Source organism: Rummeliibacillus sp. TYF-LIM-RU47, assembly GCF_008638315.1.
GTDB lineage: Bacteria > Bacillota > Bacilli > Bacillales_A > Planococcaceae > Rummeliibacillus > Rummeliibacillus stabekisii.
Map to the genome: position 1 here is coordinate 937,146 of NZ_VVIR01000001.1, position 18,769 is coordinate 955,914.

The 18,769-nt window shown below is 37.4% G+C and carries 14 protein-coding genes; 11 read left to right on the top strand and 3 right to left on the bottom strand.

Going from position 1 to position 18,769, the window contains the following annotated elements; all coding sequences use genetic code 11:
* Positions 1-127: 127 nt before the first annotated feature.
* The 4 genes from miaB to F0527_RS04575 all read left to right on the top strand — a co-directional run bounded on the left by miaB (position 128) and on the right by F0527_RS04575 (position 4,427).
* On the top strand, positions 128-1,675 hold the full coding sequence (gene miaB / locus F0527_RS04560) for a tRNA (N6-isopentenyl adenosine(37)-C2)-methylthiotransferase MiaB (RefSeq protein ID WP_150283937.1): 1,548 nt from the start codon (positions 128-130) through the stop codon (positions 1,673-1,675).
* On the top strand, positions 1,675-2,109 hold the full coding sequence (locus F0527_RS04565; RefSeq protein ID WP_066785828.1) for a YlbF/YmcA family competence regulator: 435 nt from the start codon (positions 1,675-1,677) through the stop codon (positions 2,107-2,109). Before miaB ends, F0527_RS04565 begins: the two co-directional genes overlap by 1 nt.
* Before the next feature lie 146 nt (positions 2,110-2,255).
* On the top strand, positions 2,256-2,810 hold the full coding sequence (gene cotE / locus F0527_RS04570; RefSeq protein WP_066791840.1) for an outer spore coat protein CotE: 555 nt from the start codon (positions 2,256-2,258) through the stop codon (positions 2,808-2,810).
* Between the two features lie 288 nt (positions 2,811-3,098).
* Positions 3,099-4,427 carry a GntP family permease gene (locus F0527_RS04575; protein ID WP_150283938.1) on the top strand — a complete coding sequence of 443 codons (1,329 nt, stop codon included), beginning with the start codon at positions 3,099-3,101 and terminating at the stop codon, positions 4,425-4,427.
* A 162-nt stretch (positions 4,428-4,589) separates the two neighbouring features.
* Here the strand turns inward: F0527_RS04575 and F0527_RS04580 are convergent, their stop codons facing one another.
* Positions 4,590-5,132, bottom strand: coding sequence for a TetR/AcrR family transcriptional regulator (locus tag F0527_RS04580; RefSeq protein WP_150283939.1), 543 nt, complete (start codon positions 5,130-5,132; stop codon positions 4,590-4,592).
* 168 nt (positions 5,133-5,300) lie between these two features.
* Here F0527_RS04580 and F0527_RS04585 point away from each other — a divergent pair, with 168 nt between their 5' ends.
* Entirely contained in the window at positions 5,301-6,719 is a 1,419-nt protein-coding gene (locus F0527_RS04585; protein ID WP_150283940.1) for a DHA2 family efflux MFS transporter permease subunit, read from the top strand.
* 124 nt (positions 6,720-6,843) lie between these two features.
* On the opposite strand, the gene F0527_RS04590 is transcribed toward F0527_RS04585, so the two are convergent.
* Positions 6,844-7,689 (bottom strand): MurR/RpiR family transcriptional regulator, encoded by an 846-nt coding sequence (locus F0527_RS04590; RefSeq protein WP_150283941.1) that lies wholly within the window; start codon positions 7,687-7,689, stop codon positions 6,844-6,846.
* Positions 7,690-7,827: 138 nt separating this feature from the next.
* On the opposite strand from F0527_RS04590, the gene gnd reads away from it, so the two are divergent.
* Positions 7,828-8,724 carry a phosphogluconate dehydrogenase (NAD(+)-dependent, decarboxylating) gene (gene gnd, locus F0527_RS04595; protein WP_150283942.1) on the top strand — a complete coding sequence of 299 codons (897 nt, stop codon included), beginning with the start codon at positions 7,828-7,830 and terminating at the stop codon, positions 8,722-8,724.
* A gap of 111 nt (positions 8,725-8,835) precedes the next feature.
* On the opposite strand, the gene gntK is transcribed toward gnd, so the two are convergent.
* Positions 8,836-10,380: a gluconokinase gene (gene gntK, locus F0527_RS04600; protein ID WP_150283943.1), complete on the bottom strand. Its 1,545-nt coding sequence runs from the start codon at positions 10,378-10,380 to the stop codon at positions 8,836-8,838.
* Between the two features lie 318 nt (positions 10,381-10,698).
* On the opposite strand from gntK, the gene mutS reads away from it, so the two are divergent.
* The 5 genes from mutS to miaA are packed head-to-tail and all read left to right on the top strand — an operon-like array spanning position 10,699 to position 18,712.
* The gene (mutS, locus tag F0527_RS04605; RefSeq protein WP_150283944.1) at positions 10,699-13,302 is read left to right on the top strand and encodes a DNA mismatch repair protein MutS; all 2,604 of its coding nucleotides are present in this window, start codon (positions 10,699-10,701) and stop codon (positions 13,300-13,302) included.
* Positions 13,303-13,314: 12 nt separating this feature from the next.
* A complete protein-coding gene (gene mutL, locus F0527_RS04610) occupies positions 13,315-15,201 on the top strand; it encodes a DNA mismatch repair endonuclease MutL (RefSeq protein ID WP_150283945.1) in 1,887 nt (628 codons plus the stop codon).
* Between the two features lie 25 nt (positions 15,202-15,226).
* Entirely contained in the window at positions 15,227-16,882 is a 1,656-nt protein-coding gene (locus tag F0527_RS04615) for a glycerol-3-phosphate dehydrogenase/oxidase (RefSeq protein ID WP_150283946.1), read from the top strand.
* Positions 16,875-17,813, top strand: a complete 939-nt coding sequence (locus F0527_RS04620; protein WP_150283947.1) for an alpha/beta fold hydrolase — start codon at positions 16,875-16,877, stop codon at positions 17,811-17,813. The genes F0527_RS04615 and F0527_RS04620 overlap by 8 nt, the downstream gene beginning before the upstream one ends.
* A complete protein-coding gene (gene miaA, locus F0527_RS04625; RefSeq protein ID WP_150283948.1) occupies positions 17,795-18,712 on the top strand; it encodes a tRNA (adenosine(37)-N6)-dimethylallyltransferase MiaA in 918 nt (305 codons plus the stop codon). Before F0527_RS04620 ends, miaA begins: the two co-directional genes overlap by 19 nt.
* The last annotated feature ends 57 nt before the right edge of the window (positions 18,713-18,769 follow it).

The window sequence follows — 18,769 nt, forward strand, 5'->3', positions numbered from 1 at the left end:
TCTCTTTTTTATTTATTCGAAAAAGAATTTTATGGCGAATAGCCAACATTTCGTACTCTTATCTTGTAGGAATCCTTCCAACTCCAGTATAATAGGAAGATGGGTACTCGATCGAAAGGAGAATACCATGAACGAAGAACAACGACTAGCTAGTCAACAAGCAATAAATTCTAAGTCATCCAGTGCAAATACTGAAAAAGACTATAGCAAATATTTTCAAAGCACGTATACGGCCCCTTCTTTAAAAGATGCCAAAAAACGCGGCAAGGAAGAAATCCAATACCATAAGGATTTTAATATTGATGAACAATTCATGGGTATGGGGACGGGACGTAAATTTTTAATCCGTACATACGGCTGTCAAATGAATGAACACGATACAGAAGTAATGGCTGGCATCTTCTTGCAGCTTGGCTATGAACCAACCGAAAATGTCGAAGAAGCGAATGTTATACTGATGAATACATGTGCCATTCGAGAAAATGCCGAAAACCGTGTATTTGGTGAGCTAGGGCATCTAAAACCATTAAAACTAAAAAATCCAGATCTGCTGATTGGTGTTTGTGGCTGTATGTCCCAAGAAGAAGCAGTGGTCAAGAAAATATTAAAAACATATGATCAAGTTGATATGATTTTTGGCACACACAACATCCACCGGCTTCCTGAAATCTTAAACGAAGCTTACCTTTCAAAAGAAATGGTGATTGAAGTATGGTCCAAGGAAGGCGATGTAATAGAAAACCTTCCAAAGGTACGTAAAGGAAATACAAAGGCATGGGTAAATATCATGTATGGCTGCGACAAGTTTTGCACCTATTGTATCGTCCCATACACAAGGGGCAAAGAACGAAGCCGATTGCCGGAAGATATTATTCAAGAAGTACGTTCTCTTGCTTCTCAAGGGTATCAAGAAATTACACTGCTTGGCCAAAATGTTAACGCTTATGGCAAAGACTTTGAGAATAGACAATATCGCTTGAGCCACTTAATGGACGACTTACGTAAAATTGATATTCCGCGCATTCGTTTTACGACAAGCCATCCAAGAGATTTTGATGACGCATTAATAGATGTCTTAGCGCAGAAAGGCAATTTGGTAGAACATATCCACTTGCCTGTCCAATCAGGCTCATCGGATATGCTGAAAATTATGGCTCGAAAATATACGCGTGAAAGCTATCTAGAACTAGTGCGTAAAATTCGTGCGAAAATGCCGGACGTAGCGTTGACAACTGATATTATTGTTGGATTCCCGAATGAAACAGAAGAACAATTTGAAGAAACGTTATCTCTCTACAAAGAAGTAGGTTTTGAAATGGCCTATACTTATATATATTCAGCTCGCGCTGGAACACCAGCTGCTAAAATGCAAGATAATGTGCCGTTAGAAGTGAAAAAAGATAGACTACAGCGTTTAAACGCTGTGGTAAATGAATATTGCGGCAAAGCATTGAAAAAGTATGATGGTGAAATTGTAGAAGTTTTGGTAGAGGGAGAAAGTAAGCGAAATCCTGATGTTTTAGCAGGATATACAAGAAAAAATAAACTCGTTAACTTTAAAGCGCCTAAAGAAGTAATCGGCAAATTAGCTAAAGTCAAAGTGACAGAAGCAAAAACATGGTCTTTGTCAGGTGAATTGGTTGAAGTAATAGCGAGTGAAGAGGTGAAGGTATAATGACAGAATTATATACAAAAGACGATATTATTAAAAAAGCACATGAAATTGCACACATGATTGCAAATACTGAAGAAGTAGATTTCTTTAAACGTGCAGAAGCACAAATTAATGAAAATCAATTTGTTCGCGAAAAAATCGCTAGTCTAAAAAGCTTACAAAAACAAGCTGTAAATTTCCAACATTACGGAAAAGAAAAAGCACTAAAATTAATTGATGAAAAAATCGAGAAAATCGAAGCAGAAATTGATGAATTGCCGATCGTCGTAGAATTTAAACAATCACAAGGCGATGTCAACGACCTATTACAGCTTGTATCAAATTCAATTGCTAACAGAGTAACAGATGAAATTGTGGAAACAACAGGCGGCGATGTATTAAGAGGCGAAACAGGATCTAAAGTGCGTAATTCACAGCCTGGAAGCTGCTCATAATTTAGTGGCGCATCATCAGAGATGTCTTAAAACAACTTCTTGTTTTAAGGCATCTTTTTTGTCCATTTTTATTTTTCAACTGATTTAAGAACCTGCTAGGCCATAGCCGCATATGATGAGGTGAACGGAATAAAGGAGGAATCATGCTGAAACAGTTACGTCATATTGTGACAAAAGCAGTGATTGCAAAGGGTAAAAAAAGTACAGAATGCACAGAAAACTTGCGTCCGCCAAATAATCCATCAAGTATCTTAGGATGCTGGGTCATCAATCATACTTATTCTGCAAAAAAAGTCGGCAAGTTTGTCGAAGTCACTGGCAAGTATGATATTAATGTATGGTATGCCTATAACAATCATTCTAAAACGGCTGTCCATTCAGAATCCATCCCCTATAAAGAAAGAATCAAGCTACATTACAGGGATGAAGACGAGTCAACAGGTAAAGAAGAGGTGCACATCCGTGTCATCCAGCATCCAAACTGCATTGAGGCTATTATTTGTCCGGATGGAGAAAAATTTATTATTACAATAGAGAGAGAATTACTGGCGGAAATTGTGGGAGAAACAACGATTTGCATTAGCATCCATCCATTAGATGATGAAGAAGAATGGGACTTTAAAGATGAGAGCTCTTCTTCTTCCAGTTCTTCTAGCTCGTCCAGTTCCTCAAGTGGATTAGAATCATCATCATTTGGATAAATCAGCGACTCTTCTGAAAGAGTGACAATCTAGTTAGTTTTGATCTTGATATCTGTTAATAGTGGGAAAAGTATAAAATTGAGCCGAGAGCAAATCTCGGCTTTTTTGTTTTAAATTGTATAGTTTTAAGGTATTGGGGAATACAAAGAGAAATGGTATATCTTAGAATATCGAAAGTTCGTGTATTTTTTTTTCATATTCTATATTGATTAATAAAAATTTTTTCCTTATAATAAGTCTAATGAAAATGCTTACATGATAGAAGAACATATAAAAGGGGGAAGTAAAATGGACGCATATTTATTGTTGATTACACTGCTAGCGATTGTCATTGTTATCTTAGGTGTATCTGTCTTTAAATGGCATGCTTTTATTAGTTTATTGATTGCTAGTCTGTTCCTTGCTATTTTCACTGGCATGAAGCTGGATGAAATCGTAAAAGCATATGAAACAGGTGTTGGTGGGACGCTCGGCCACTTAATTGGCATTATCGCACTTGGCGCTATTCTAGGGAAGATGCTCGCTGAGTCAGGGGCAGGGCTACGCATCGCAAATTACTTTATAAAAGTGTTCGGAGAAAAGAAATTGCCTTGGGCTATGTTTTTCTCTGGATTTGTAATTGGGATTCCAGTCTTTTTTGAGGTAGGAATTCTAATTTTACTTCCGCTTGTCATTTCGATACAAAAAGCATCAAAGAAAAATATTTTATTAATTGCATTACCTGCAATTGCTGGATTGTCCATTGTTCATGGGTTAGTTCCGCCACATCCAGGAGCAGTAGCAGCTATTGAAATCTATAATGCTAACTTGGGGAAAGTGCTTTTATATTCTTTGATTATTGCCATTCCATCTGGCATTATCGGAGGACCTCTTTACGCCAAGTTTATTAGTAAACGTGTCAAACCTGAAGAGGAGCCTGAGTTTGTCCATGTAGAAGAAATACCAGAGGACAAAATGCCGAGTACTTGGATTTCATTTTTCTCTATCCTTTTGCCGGTTATTTTAATGGTGCTTGGTACTATTGCGCCTTATATAAATAAGGGTGAGACAATTGAAAGGTTGTTCAAATTTATAGGTAGCCCGCTAATCGCATTATTGATCTCTGTCTTCTCAGCATACTATTTCCTTGGCCTGCGTTTAGGACAAGACCGAAAAGCTATCAAAAAATTTACAGAAGATTGCTTAGTCCCAGTTGGCTCAATTGTTTTGATTATTGGTGCAGGCGGCGGATTTAAACAAATTTTGATCGATAGCGGTGTCGGTGATACGATTGGCAATTTGGCACAGAATTTCTCTGTATCACCTCTAGTACTGGCGTTTATTATTGCTGGTTTAATTCGTATCGCGACAGGTTCCGCAACAGTTGCACTGACAACTGCAGCAGGCATTGTATCTCCCATTATTGCTAATATGTCTGGTGTTAACTTAGAGTTACTGGTTATTGTAACGGGTGCCGGTTCATTAATGTTTTCACATGTGAATGATGCAGGATTCTGGATGGTTAAAGAATATCTAGGTTTATCAATTAAAGAAACGTTTAAAACTTGGACAGCTTTAGAGACCATTCTGTCATTTATGGCTTTTATCTTTGCATTAATCTTAAACGCGTTTATTTAAAAAAACATGAGTCTTCTCAGGTGTTTAATAAAACAACACTTTGGCCTCTATAAAAAAAGAACATCACTTATTATATAGTGATGTTCTTTTTTATTTTATGTAATTATAGTAAGTCGGATACATAGTAAAGAAAAAGAGGAAGATATTATTGATCTTCTAAAATTAGCGATATAATTCAATAATTTGCGTTGCTATGTATTCAGAACTAAACTGAACTCCATCTTTTAGCCACCACATGATTATACCGAGGATTGAGGAAGCAAGAATATCCATCGATAAAATTGTTACTTCAATTTCCTTACTTTTTCTTTCTCTTTTAATGACAATAGAATCCGTTAAGATCATTTGTAATTTTTTTTTGAAACCAGGGTGTTCAATAAGAACAGAAAAAATTTTGCGATGTTTATAAAAGTAATCTAAAAATGCAATTAATTGTTCTTTATTGTTTTTATCATCAACGAATAAGGTTGGAGACATTTCCAACAACAAGTCGTCAAAAATATTATGGACTAACTGCTTTAAAAGGTCTCCTATATCTAAAAAATGTAAATAAAATGTTGCGCGATTTAGTCCAGCTTGTTGCGATATTTTTTGAACAGTTAGTTTTGATATATTAGGGTTTTCTATCAATATATCCACTGCAGCTTGTTTTAACATTTGTTTAGAGCGTTTGGCGCGAGGGTCTTCCTTTTTTTGTTTGTTCATTTTGGTCTCCTTTGTCTATTTACTTATATTAAGACGATACCTTTAAAAAAAGTGTTGTATAGTTATCAGTTCTAAAAAAATTGTAAATAGGAATCAATTTAAATAAATGATATTATCTATTTTATTGACACAGTGTTAAAAAAGCAAATTAACGAGAGGAAATAGAATATGTCCAATAAAATAAATAAAAAAGTATTATTAACAGTATTAATTTTGGGTTGTTTTTTATCAACTCTAAATCAAACACTCTTAAATGTTGCATTTAGTAAACTAATGGTTGTATTTTCAATATCTGCTTCGACTGTACAGTGGTTAGCCACAGGTTTTATGTTAGTTAACGGAGTATTAGTACCTATTACTGCCTATTTGATGAAACGATTTTCAACACGCCAGTTATTTTTAAGTTCAATGGGTTTCCTATTATTTGGTTCAATAATATGTGCGGTAGCAATAAACTTTCCATTATTATTAATAGGTCGTATGATTCAAGCAATTGGTGCTGGAATAATTATGCCACTTTTGATGAGTGTTGTTATGTTTATCTTCCCGCCAGAAAAAAGAGGGAGTATGATGGGCTTCATCGGACTAGCCATCATTTTCGCTCCAGCAATTGCTCCTACACTAGCAGGTTTTATAATAGAGTATTATTCATGGCGTTGGTTATTTATTGGAATCATACCTTTTACTATAATAACTATAGTTTTAGCAATGAAATATTTAATGAATGTTTCAGAAACAGAAAAAGTAAAACTAGATATAGTTAGTGTTATTTTATCTACAATCGGTTTTGGTTTTATTTTATATGGATTTAGTTCTGCAGGCAGCAGGGGGTGGGAGGATATGGTTGTATTATGCACTACCATTCTAGGGATAGTTGCAATACTGACCTTCTGTTTAAAGCAGTCTAAATCTACTGAACCTTTACTCGATTTATCAGTATTTAAAAATAAATTGTTTACTTTGACATCCATCATCAACATTATAGTCACCATGATGATGTATGCTGATATGGTACTATTGCCGATATATTTACAAAACGGGAGAGGGTTCTCTGCCTTTGAAGCTGGATTACTATTATTACCTGGAGCGATTGTCAATGCTTTAATGTCTCCAGTGACAGGTAAATTGTATGATAGATTTGGAGCGAAACCTTTATTTATCATAGGATTAATTTTTATTATTCCTTCTATGTGGGTTGTAACAGATCTAACAGAGACAACTCCCTTTGTTTTCTTAATGATACGGACTATTTTCTTACGTGTAGGATTAAGTTTTATCACAATGCCTCTGAACACAGCTAGTTTAAATTCTTTACCTCGTGCACTTGTGACGCATGGAACTGCTGTAAACAATACTTTACGTCAAATTGCTGGTGCAATTGGTACTGCCGTGGTAATTACAATTTTCACAGCACAAACAACAAGTCATGCTGAAACATTATTAAAGGAAACACCAAATACTCCAGTTAAGGTAATCAAAACTCTTGCTTCAGTTTTAGGCTCAAGTGATTCATATTATTTTATGACAATCTTAGCTATTATTGCGCTTGTATTAACCCTATTTGTTCCATCTAAATCAAAGAATTAAACAAATGCATAAAAAGCAGTCAATACAAAATAATTTGTATTGGCTGCTATTACATGCTGGATACTACTTTAGGAAACAAGAACCTATAAAGCAAAAAGGATAGATACATGTCATCTATCCTTTTTTATATACGTGTTTTAGCAATAGCATCGCGAATATGTTCGAGCGCTACATTTGCTTCTTCTTTATGCTGCACCATGGTGTTTACATAAAGAGCATCAATAATGCTTAACTGACCAATCCTAGACGATAATGCTTCTGAGCGGTATTCTGTTTCCTCTGAACTCGTGTAGAGGGAGGCATCAGCTAACTGGCTTATTTGAGATTTAGGAAATCCTGTGATGGCAATGATTGCTGCACCTTTGTCCTTAGCAGTTTTAGCAATTTGCAGCGTATCCAGATTGCGACCAGAATGAGAAATGACAATGGCAACATCGTCTTTGGAAAGTTGAGAAGCGGACATTAATTGGAAGTGAGAGTCAATAAAAGCAAAACATTTTTTTCCTGTCCGAATAAATTTATGATACGCATCCATAGCGATCACAGAAGAACCACCAGTACCATAAAAATAGATGTTAGTTGCATTGCAAATCAAGTGAGTCGCTTTCACAATTGCTGATCCATCAATTACATGGAGTGTATTTTCAAGTGTTTGGATATTAGACTTGAAAATTTTTTCAAAGATAGTGATTTCATCATCATCTACTTTTATTTCTTCATGTATTTGTTTAATAGGCTTTGTGATTTCGGCTGCAAGAGCTATTTTCATGGCTTGGTATCCTTTAAAACCTAAGCGCTTACAAAAGCGGAAAACAGTTGCATCTGCAATATTTAAGTCTTGCGATACTTCGTTAATTGTTTGATTAACGACTTTTTCGGGTTTATCTTTAATATAGTCAGCTATTTTCTTTTCTTTTTCACTTAGGCGTGGATAGAGTGATTGAATTTTTTTTAACGTGTTATGGGGCATAATTAGAATCCTTTCCGTTCATACTCGTAAAAGTAGTATAGCATAATTCCGGTTAGAAATATTTTTTCATATTTTTAATTTAAAAAAGAAAATATTTTCGCTATAATAAAAGAAACAGAAGGAAAAGGAGTGTTTTAGGTGAATATTGGTTTAGTTGGTTTAGGGAAAATGGGCTTTAATTTAGGTTTGAATTTACTAAAACATGAACATACAGTTTTTGCGACAGATGTGAATGAAGAAGCAACGTCAAAATTTAAAGAAGCGGGAGGCAATAGCTTCGGAACGTTAGAGGAACTTGTAGCAGCAATGCCAAAACCGCGCATTATTTGGTTAATGGTGCCAGCAGGAGATATTACGAAAACAACGATTGAACAATTAAAAGGTCTGCTAGAAGCAGGGGATATCTTAATCGATGGCGGGAATTCACATTATAAAGAAGCAATGCGCATCTCCGAAGAGTTAAAGCAATCTGGTATCTTCTTTATGGATTGTGGCACAAGTGGCGGAACTTCTGGGGCACTAGAAGGTGCTTGTATGATGATTGGTGGAGAGGAAGAAGCTTTCCAAATTATACAACCGATCATTAAAGACATCTGTGTAGAGGACGGTTACTTATATGCAGGGAAATCAGGTAGTGGTCACTTCCTCAAAATGATTCATAACGGTATTGAATATGGGATGATGCAAGCGATCGCGGAAGGGTTTGAAGTATTAGAAAAAAGTCCATTTGATTATGACTACGAGAATGTAGCGAAAATGTGGAATCATGGATCAGTTATTCGTTCATGGCTAATGGAATTAACTCAAAATGCTTTCTCAAAAGATCCTAAATTAGATCAATTGAAAGGAATTATGCATTCATCAGGCGAAGGGAAATGGACTGTTGAAACAGCGTTGGAATTACAAGCACCAGTGCCAGTAACATCACTTGCTTTGATGATGCGCTATCGTTCATTAGAAGAAGATACGTTTACAGGAAAAGTGGTAGCTGCTCTTCGCAATGAATTTGGCGGCCATGCAGTTGAAAAAAAGTAATAAATGAATAAATGAAAGAGTCTTTTGCCTTTTGGGTGACTGGCTCTTTTTTTAAGCAAAAAAATGTCCTATTGCTAGAGCAGATTGTCTAGTAATAGGACATCATCACGTTTATTTAACCCATTTTTCTTGGAATTTGGAAATGTCTTCGTATTCTTGTGAAAGCATCCGAGAAATACGAATAAAGATAGGAATCAATTCAACATATAATTCAACATTTTCTTCGATTGGTTTGTGTAGATGTGTAGAACCAACCCATTCAGAAACAATTGAAAAATCTTCAATTTCGCCTAGTGCATACATGCCTAGAACGATGGCACCTAAGCAAGAGCTTTCAAAACTTTCGGGAACAGAAACTTCTTGATTGAAGATATCAGCCATCATTTGGCGCCATAATGCAGAACGGGCAAAGCCACCAGTGGCTTGGATTTTATTTGGCACCCCAATTACTTCTTGAAGGGCGATAAAGACGGTATACAAATTAAAGATAACACCCTCTAATACTGCACGGATCATATGCTCTTTTTTATGATGTAAACCTAAGCCGAAGAAAGAACCACGGGCATTGGCATTCCAAAGCGGTGCACGTTCACCGGCTAAATAAGGATGGAATAGTAGACCATCTGAACCTGGATTTACATTGGAAGCAATCTTCGTTAATACATCATATGGATCAATACCTAGACGTTTGGCTGTTTCAACTTCTGAAGAAGCAAGTTCATCACGTAGCCATCTGAATGTCATACCGCCATTATTGACAGGTCCACCAACAACCCAATGCTTATCTGTGAGTACGTAGCAGAAGATACGCCCTTTTGGATCGGTTACAGGTCGGTCAGTTACAGTACGGATGGCTCCGCTCGTCCCAATTGTTACGGCTACAACGCCTGGATCGATTGCATTCACACCTAAGTTAGAAAGAACACCGTCATTCGCTCCTACGACAAATGGAATATGTGAAGGGATACCAAGTTCTTCAGACACTTCTTGTTTTAAACCATCGAGATAGAATGTTGTTGGCACAAGCTCAGAAAGTTGGTCTTTTGTAATGCCTGCTACTGACAGTGCTTGCTCATCCCACGCTGCATTTTTAAGGTTGAACATGCCTGTTGCAGAAGCAATAGAATGGTCCACTATATAGCGTCCGAAGAAATGATGAAATACATATTCTTTCATACTAATAAACTTATAGGCTTTAGAGAAAATCTCTTTTTTCTCGTGGCGTAGCCATGTAATTTTACATAAAGGGGACATCGGATGGATCGGTGTACCTGTTCGACTGTAAATATCATGCCCATTCATTTCTTTTTTTATTTTTTCTGCCCAATCAGTGGCACGGCTATCGGCCCAGGTGATGCATCTAGTAAGGGGTTTCCCGTTTTCACCAATAGCAATAAGGCTATGCATGGCAGCGCTAAATGATACCAATTTTAATTGTTCTACATTTATTTGGCTCTTCTCAATAGCAACACGAATAGTTTCTTTTACTGCAATTAAAATTTCGTCGGGGTCTTGTTCAGCTACGCTAGGAGTTGGGCTATATAAAGGATATCCTGCACGATGTGTACTGATGACTTGGCCTTTTTCGCCAAATAAAACAGCTTTTGTTGCAGTCGTGCCAATATCAACACCAAGGTAATAAGATCTATTTGACATGTAGATGGCTCCTTTTGTTATCTTTTAAGTTCATTTCGCTCATCTGGTAAAACCATTGTAAGGAAACGTTAAATAGATATAATAAATTAAATAATAAAAATTATTTCTTGTAATAAAACGATTACAGAAAAATATTTCCTTTTCTATTTTAGCTGTTCTATTCAGGGAAGAAAAGGATTGTAACGTAAATGCCTTAAAAATTTTAAAGGTAGTAGCTGAGCTTCCTATAAAAACACTTTCCAATGACTGATAAACGATTTTTCGACATCCATTTGCTATAATAATAATAAGATTTAGCAACATAAGAGAGGTATTAAAATGTCTTATACACCTATGATGCAACAATATTTGCAGATAAAAGCAGATTATAAAGATGCTTTTTTATTTTTTCGCTTAGGCGATTTCTATGAAATGTTTTTTGATGATGCTGTTCGTGCTTCTCAATTATTAGAAATTACATTAACGAGCAGAGATGCAGGCTCAAAAGAGCGTATACCCATGTGTGGCGTTCCTCATCATTCTGCCCAAAATTACATTGAAACACTCGTACAAAAAGGATTTAAAGTAGCTGTCTGTGAACAAACAGAAGATCCAAAAGTCGCAAAGGGTGTAGTTAAACGAGAAGTGGTTCAACTTATTACGCCAGGCACTATTATGGAAGGTAAAGACCTAGACGGTAAGTCCAATCACTTTATTGGTGCAGCTTTAAAACTAAATAATAATCAATTTGCATTCAGTTATCTTGATTTGTCAACAGGGGAAGCGGCTGCAATGTGGATTGAAGGCGAGAAAAAAGAATTGTTCCAACAGCTGCATGCTTTGAATATTAGAGAATTGGTGATAGAAGAAGCTGTTTACGATGACTTCCAAAGCCTTGCCTCTTCTTCATCTGTTGTTCTATCAATCGAGAATAGGGTTGATAGTGTAGCAGAACAACATCTACGTTATTTTGCAGATGTACCAAAAGAGTTGCACAAAGCTTGCCAGTTATTGCTTTGTTATATTGAACATACCCAAATGCGTTCATTAAGTCACATACAATCATTTATTTTCCATGAAACCAAGCATTATTTGAAGATTGATGCCAACTCCAAACGCAATCTAGAGTTGATTTCTTCATTACGTGGTGATTTGAAGGGAACGCTACTTTGGCTATTGGACGATACATCTACAGCGATGGGCGGTCGGAAATTAAAGCAATGGCTCCATCAGCCATTAGCCAGCCGTGGTGCAATTGAACAACGTCTAAACATTGTAACGGAACTGCTAGAAGATTATTTTGCAAGGGCAGAATTAAAAGAGCTTCTTTCAAAAGTTTATGACTTAGAACGACTTGCTGGCAGAGTGGCTTTTGGCAATGTAGGAGGCAGAGATTTGGCTCAATTACGTGATTCCCTATACAACATTCCTGCTATAAAGAATGTGCTATTAAAATCAAACGGGGATCAACTTCCTTCGCTAGGTCGGGTAATTGACGCGTGTGGTGATGTTCTAGCTTACTTAAGTAATGCCATTACAGACCATCCGCCTATCTCAGTCAAAGAAGGTGGCGTTATAAGGGAAGGCTTCAATGAAAAGCTTGATGAATTTCGAGATGCTTCACATAACGGGAAAGATTGGATAGCTCAATTGGAACTAAGAGAGCGGCAAGAAACAGGGATTAAAAACTTGAAAATCGGCTATAACCGTGTATTTGGCTATTACATTGAAGTGACAAAATCCAATATCAATGCAGTAGATTTATCTCGTTATGAACGAAAACAGACATTGGCCAACGCTGAAAGATATATTACAGAAGAATTGAAAGAAAAAGAATCTATCATTTTGCATGCCGAAGAAGAAAGTCTGGTCCTTGAATATCAACTATTTACAGAGGTCAGAGAGGAATTGAAACAATTTATTCCTCGGCTACAAGCATTGGCTGCTTCCATTAGCGAATTAGATGTTCTCATAAGCTTCGCTGAGGTATCGGATAAATATCATTTTATAAAACCGGTGTTTCACACTGAACGTTCTATGAAAATTACAAATGGACGACATCCGGTTGTTGAAAAGATGATGAACAAGCAACTATATGTACCGAATGATTGCGTTTTAAGTGCTGAGCAAAATATGATGCTGATTACAGGACCGAATATGTCCGGGAAAAGTACTTATATGCGGCAAGTTGCATTAATTGCAGTGATGGCCCAAATTGGGTGTTACGTACCAGCAGATGAAGCAGAATTACCAATCATTGATCAAATCTTTACTCGGATTGGCGCAGCAGATGACTTAGCTGGTGGCCAGAGTACGTTTATGGTTGAAATGCTTGAATCTCAGCAAGCGATCACTAATGCAACAAGCAGCAGCTTATTACTCTTTGATGAAATAGGTAGAGGTACGTCTACGTATGATGGTATGGCATTAGCGCAGTCTATGATGGAATATATCCATGACAAGATTGGCGCCAATACGTTATTTTCTACTCATTACCATGAACTCACAACGCTTGAGAATGAATTAGAGAGGCTTCAGAATGTTCATGTTTCTGCAACAGAGCAAGACGGTAAAGTTGTATTTTTGCATAAAGTAAAAAAAGGACCAGCGGATAAAAGCTATGGTATTCATGTAGCGGAACTAGCTGAATTGCCTTCTGCTATTATTGAACGCGCACGAATATTACTAAACCAGTTTGAAGGCGCTGACCAAAATATAGAGAAAAATTCCATGAACAAATCACTAGCTGTGCATGAAGAAACACAGCTTTCCCTTTTCGAAGAAGAGAAGCCGGCGTCCCGTAAAACGAAAGCTGAGCTAGAATATTCACCTTCGGAAAATGAAATTATCAACACGTTGAAGCAAGTAAACGTCTCAGGTACAACACCAATGGAGGCACTGCAACTTGTGTACTCGCTTCAGCAGAAATTATTAAAGCAATAGGAGATGTAGTAAATGGGACATATTCATATTATGGATGAATTTTTGTCCAATAAAATTGCAGCAGGGGAAGTAGTGGAACGCCCTTCTTCTGTTGTGAAAGAACTAGTGGAGAATGCAATCGATGCAGGTAGTACTACTATTGAAGTAGTATTAGAAGAAGCAGGCTTAACTTCAATCCAAGTCATTGATAATGGCTGCGGCATGGATGAAGAGGATGCGCTAGTCTCTTTTCAACGCCATGCTACCAGTAAAATTAACAATGAGCATGACTTATTCCGCATCCGCACGCTAGGATTTAGAGGCGAGGCACTTGCGAGTATAGCATCGGTTTCAAAAGTTCATCTTGAAACTTCAAACGGAGAAAGTGGTATTGAAGTTTTTATGGAGGGTGGACATATTGTAGAGCAAAAACCGGGGCCTTTGCGCAAGGGAACTAACCTGACTGTTTCACAGCTTTTTTTCAATACTCCTGCACGTTTAAAGTATATGAAGACTATACAAACAGAGCTTGGCCATACGATTGATTTGATGAACCGTCTTGCATTGTGCTATCCAGATATCGCATTTAGGCTCGCGCACGGGGCGAATACATTGCTTAAAACGAATGGGCGTGGTGATGTAAGGCAGGTATTAGCAGCTATCTACGGCGTGGCTAATGCGAAAAAAATGGTACATTTTGAAGGTCAAACAAATGACTATACTATATCTGGTTATGCGACAGCATCTGAAATCACAAGAGCTTCTAAAAATTACATCTCTATATTTGTTAATGGACGATGGGTGCGTCATTACACTATTCAAAAGGCGTTAATTGATGCCTATCATACTTTCTTGCCAATAGGCAGATATCCGATAGCTGTGCTTCATATTGAAGGCGACCCTTATTTAACTGATGTGAATGTTCATCCTGCAAAACAGCAAATACGTTTAAGTAAAGAGCCCGATTTAATCCAATTGATTGAAACTTCTCTTCACCGTGCGATTCGTCAGTCGATGCAGCCTCCTGAAATAATGGAGAAAAAGAAAAAGACTCCGCGTTCTACAGAACAAATTAACTTCTGGAAGACGGTTAATTACGACACGACGAGCCTACCTCAATTCAATGAAAAGCCTAAGTCAAAGGAAGAACCATTTATTCCAGAAGATTTAAAAGGGCAAGACAAAGGTTTTATTGTAGAGGAGAAATGGGAAGAGTTAAAAGATGGGCCGCAAATAGACATGATAGATGGCGTGGATGAGAGTGCTGAGCAATTGGAAGGTGATTCTAATGTTCCAATTGCTCAGGAAAGCCAACAACCTAATTCTTTCAAGGAACCATTTCCGGAATTGGAGGTTGTCGGCCAAATACACGGCACGTATATTGTGGCGCAAAGCATAGACGGATTCTATCTTATTGACCAACATGCAGCGCAAGAGAGGATAAAGTATGAGTATTTTAAAGAAAAGGTTGGGGAAGTAAATCCTGATGAACGTCAAGCGCTGCTTCTACCATTGACCTTCCATTATTCAGCGGATGAAGCACTCACTTTGAAGGAAAATACCAAGGCTCTCGAAGAAGTAGGTGTATATCTCGAGGAATTTGGCCAAAACTCATTTATAGTAAGGGAATATCCGACCTGGTTCCCTGTAAATATGGAATCAGAGATTATTGAAGAGTTAATTGAACAGGTGCTGCATAGCCGCGTAACGGATATAAAAAAATTGAGAGAGTCAGCAGCGATAATGATGAGCTGCAAGCGTTCCATTAAAGCTAACCATTATTTAGATCAGCCACAAATGGAAAGGCTATTGGAGGATTTAAAGCTGAGGGAGAATCCATTTACGTGTCCGCACGGTAGGCCAGTGATCGTTCATTTTAGAACATATGAAATTGAAAAAATGTTTAAACGAGTGATGTAAAAAGTGCAAAAGGAGGAAATTTAATATGTTTTCAGCCATTAAAAGAGATGAAGTAATGAACACGTTGAACAACTATTCATTCGATGTCTTAGTTGTAGGTGGGGGTATTACGGGCGCTGGGATTGCGCTCGATGCGGTATCACGTGGGTTGTCCGTAGCTTTAGTAGAAATGCAAGATTTTGCTGCGGGTACATCCAGTCGTTCAACTAAGCTTGTGCACGGCGGCTTACGTTATTTAAAACAGTTGCAAGTCGGTATTGTAAAAGAAACGGGCAGAGAAAGAGAAATCGTCTATGAAAATGGTGTGCATATTACGACTCCTCAGTGGATGTTACTTCCATTTTATAAAGGAGGTACATTTGGGCCTTTATCCACATCATTAGGATTAAATATGTATGACCGGCTTGCAGGCGTCAAGAAATCCGAACGTCGTACAATGTTATCGCCGAAAGAGACGTTAGCGAAAGAGCCATTATTGAACAAAGATAAGCTTAAAGGCGGAGGCTATTATGTAGAGTATCGTACAGATGATGCCCGCTTAACGATTGAAGTTCTGAAAAAAGCAGTAGAATTAGGTGCTGTATGCTTAAACTATGCGATGGTTGAGGATTTTGTATACGATGGCAAAAAAGTAGCCGGGGCAGTTGTGAGAGACCAAATCACTCAAAGAAAATGGACAATTCAAGCAAAATCTGTCGTGAATGCAACAGGGCCATGGGTAGATAAAATGCGCCAAAAAGATAAAATCAGTAATAATAAAAAGCTTAGACTTACAAAGGGTGTCCATATCGTTATTGATCAATCGCATTTTCCATTACAACAATCTATTTACTTTGATGCACCTGACGGCCGTATGGTGTTTGCTATTCCACGGGATGGCAAGACATATGTTGGCACAACGGATACATTTTATGATAAAAATCCAGTAAAGCCAGTTGCGACGAAAGAAGACATTGATTATCTTTTAGATACGATTCATTATATTTTCCCTGATGTAGATGTGTCTGAAGAAGATGTAGAATCATGCTGGGCAGGTGTAAGGCCGCTGATTTATGAAGAAGGAAAAGATCCATCTGAGATATCACGCAAAGATGAAATTTGGGAATCACCTACTGGATTGCTGACAATGGCAGGCGGCAAATTGACAGGGTACCGCAAGATGGCAGAGAAAACAGTAGATAAAATAGTATCTAGCCATAAATTTAAAAAAGTCGGACCATGTATTACAAAAGATTTGTCTCTATCCGGGGCGAAAGGCATTCATTCTGGAAATTTTGAAGCATATATACATTACAAGGCGCAAGAAGGAACACGTTATGGTTTAACCTTTAACGAAGCAGAGAGACTTGTAAGACGTTATGGAACAAATATTGATGAATTGTATCGTATTATGCAAACATTGCCAAGAGAAGAAGGAATTCAACTGCCTCTTGCTATGCATGCACAGTTGATTTATGCAATCCAATTTGAAATGGCATATAAACCAGCAGATTTCTTAGTACGGCGGTCTTCTAAAATGTACTTTGATATTGACAGTGTGAAGATGTATAAAGATGAAGTGATCAACTTGATGAGTAAGTATTTGCAATATACAACCGAAGAAGTAAATAAATTCACTAAAGAGTTAGAAGATCTACTTTATGATGCAGGACACTTTGCAAACGGAGCATCATATGAATAAGAAAACACTCAACGTAGCAGCTAAAGATGGTCATTGTTTGGCTGCTACGATTATTGAGCCTTCCAAAGTGATTAAAGGCCATATTCATATTTTACATGGCATGGCAGAGCATCAAGGCCGGTATCTCGGCTTTGCAGAAAAATTAGCAGATACAGGATATCTTGTCTCCATGCATGACCATCGAGGCCATGGCAAAACGGCCGAATTAAATCACGAAGTAAAAGGATTTTTTAGTGAGAAGAATGGTTTTGAACATGTGGTAGAAGATGTAAAGACAGTAACTGATGAAATACGCACACAGTACGAACTGCCGAAAATGATTCTTTTCGGACATAGCATGGGCTCTTTTGTCGCTAGGAGATATTCAGAATTATATAGCGAGGAGCTATGCAAGGCGATTTACTGTGGAACCGGTTCAGTCGGTGTACAGCATTATGCTGGTGCCAATTTGGCAAAAGGGTTAGCTGCTGGAAAAGGCAAACGTGAAGAAAGTAAGCTGTTGAATCAATTATCTTTTGGTCTGTTCAACAACAAAATCAATCAACCCAAAACAGCTGTAGATTGGCTCACGAGAGATGAAGCAGAAATTAAAAAATACTTAGCGGATGATGATTGTGGTTTTATCTCTACCAATCAATTTTTTGTAGATTTATTGGGAGGTATTATTACATTGTCAAAGCGCGCTGAAGTAGCGCGAATTCGAAAAGATTTACCGATATTACTAATTAGCGGTTCAAAAGATCCGGTAGGCGGCTTTGAAAAAGGGGTTTGGCGTGTAGCTAGGCAGTTGAGCCGAGCGGGATTGCAAGATATTACTGTACAGCTGTTTGCTGAAATGCGTCATGAAATTTTAAATGAAATAAATAATGACTTTGTCATACAAACAATACTGAATTGGTTGGAGAAAAAAGAATGCAACAAAAAGATATAGATGTAATAGCGATTGTAGGGCCTACTGCTGTGGGGAAAACAGCACTAAGTATTAAACTAGCCAAAGCTCTGGATGGTGAAATTATCAATGGTGATTCCATGCAGGTTTATAAGGATTTAAACATAGGTACCGCTAAAATAACTCCAGGTGAAATGGAAGGGATTCCACATCATTTGTTGGATATTAAAGAGCCCACAGATTCAATGTCTGTAGCAGAATACCAGCAATTAGTAAGGCATAAAATTAATGAAATAAAAGAAAGAGGGAAATTCCCCATTATTGTAGGAGGCACAGGTCTTTATATCCAATCTGTGCTATATGATTTTCGTTTTACAGACGAAAAAATTGATGAAGAAATTAGACGTCGTTACTACGATGAGTTAGAGGAAAAAGGACCGGAAGCTATGCATGCAAAGCTGATGTCAGTTGATCCCGAAACAGGCAGCACTATACATCCCAATAATACAAGGCGTGTTATACGTGCTCTTGAAATGGCAGAACACAGCACGATCAAAAAATCAAATGAAGAACAGCATCGTGGAAACATCCCAATCTATCAACATCGGATCATAGGTTTGGATATGGATCGAGCAATGCTATATAGTCGAATCAATCAGCGAGTAGACCAAATGATCAATAAAGGGTTGCTTGAAGAAGTGGAACGGCTCTATAAAAGGGGAATACGCGATGTCCAGTCTATTAAAGCGATTGGTTATAAAGAAATTTATGCATATTTAGATGGGTTAGTCTCATTGGATGAAGCTATAGAAACCCTAAAACGAAATTCTAGGCATTATGCAAAACGTCAGCTTACTTATTTTCGTAATAAGATGGAAATTGAATGGTATAACGCAGAAATGGGTATAGTGGAAATATTAAGTCAAATTTTAAGCAAATAGAGGATTCGGCATCAATTTGGCGAATAAATACTTAAAAGAGAACGAGGGGGAAAAGGA

What these genes read in the sequence shown, in the direction of transcription:
- F0527_RS04590 (WP_150283941.1), bottom strand. Translation starts at nt 7,689, where the DNA reads ATGCCCCATAACACGTTAAAAAAAATTCAATCACTCTATCCACGCCTA.
- mutS (WP_150283944.1), top strand. Translation starts at nt 10,699, where the DNA reads ATGTCTTATACACCTATGATGCAACAATATTTGCAGATAAAAGCAGAT.
- F0527_RS04575 (WP_150283938.1), top strand. Translation starts at nt 3,099, where the DNA reads ATGGACGCATATTTATTGTTGATTACACTGCTAGCGATTGTCATTGTT.
- F0527_RS04565 (WP_066785828.1), top strand. Translation starts at nt 1,675, where the DNA reads ATGACAGAATTATATACAAAAGACGATATTATTAAAAAAGCACATGAA.
- miaA (WP_150283948.1), top strand. Translation starts at nt 17,795, where the DNA reads ATGCAACAAAAAGATATAGATGTAATAGCGATTGTAGGGCCTACTGCT.
- F0527_RS04580 (WP_150283939.1), bottom strand. Translation starts at nt 5,132, where the DNA reads ATGAACAAACAAAAAAAGGAAGACCCTCGCGCCAAACGCTCTAAACAA.
- F0527_RS04585 (WP_150283940.1), top strand. Translation starts at nt 5,301, where the DNA reads ATGTCCAATAAAATAAATAAAAAAGTATTATTAACAGTATTAATTTTG.
- F0527_RS04620 (WP_150283947.1), top strand. Translation starts at nt 16,875, where the DNA reads ATGAATAAGAAAACACTCAACGTAGCAGCTAAAGATGGTCATTGTTTG.
- F0527_RS04615 (WP_150283946.1), top strand. Translation starts at nt 15,227, where the DNA reads ATGTTTTCAGCCATTAAAAGAGATGAAGTAATGAACACGTTGAACAAC.
- mutL (WP_150283945.1), top strand. Translation starts at nt 13,315, where the DNA reads ATGGGACATATTCATATTATGGATGAATTTTTGTCCAATAAAATTGCA.
- gntK (WP_150283943.1), bottom strand. Translation starts at nt 10,380, where the DNA reads ATGTCAAATAGATCTTATTACCTTGGTGTTGATATTGGCACGACTGCA.
- miaB (WP_150283937.1), top strand. Translation starts at nt 128, where the DNA reads ATGAACGAAGAACAACGACTAGCTAGTCAACAAGCAATAAATTCTAAG.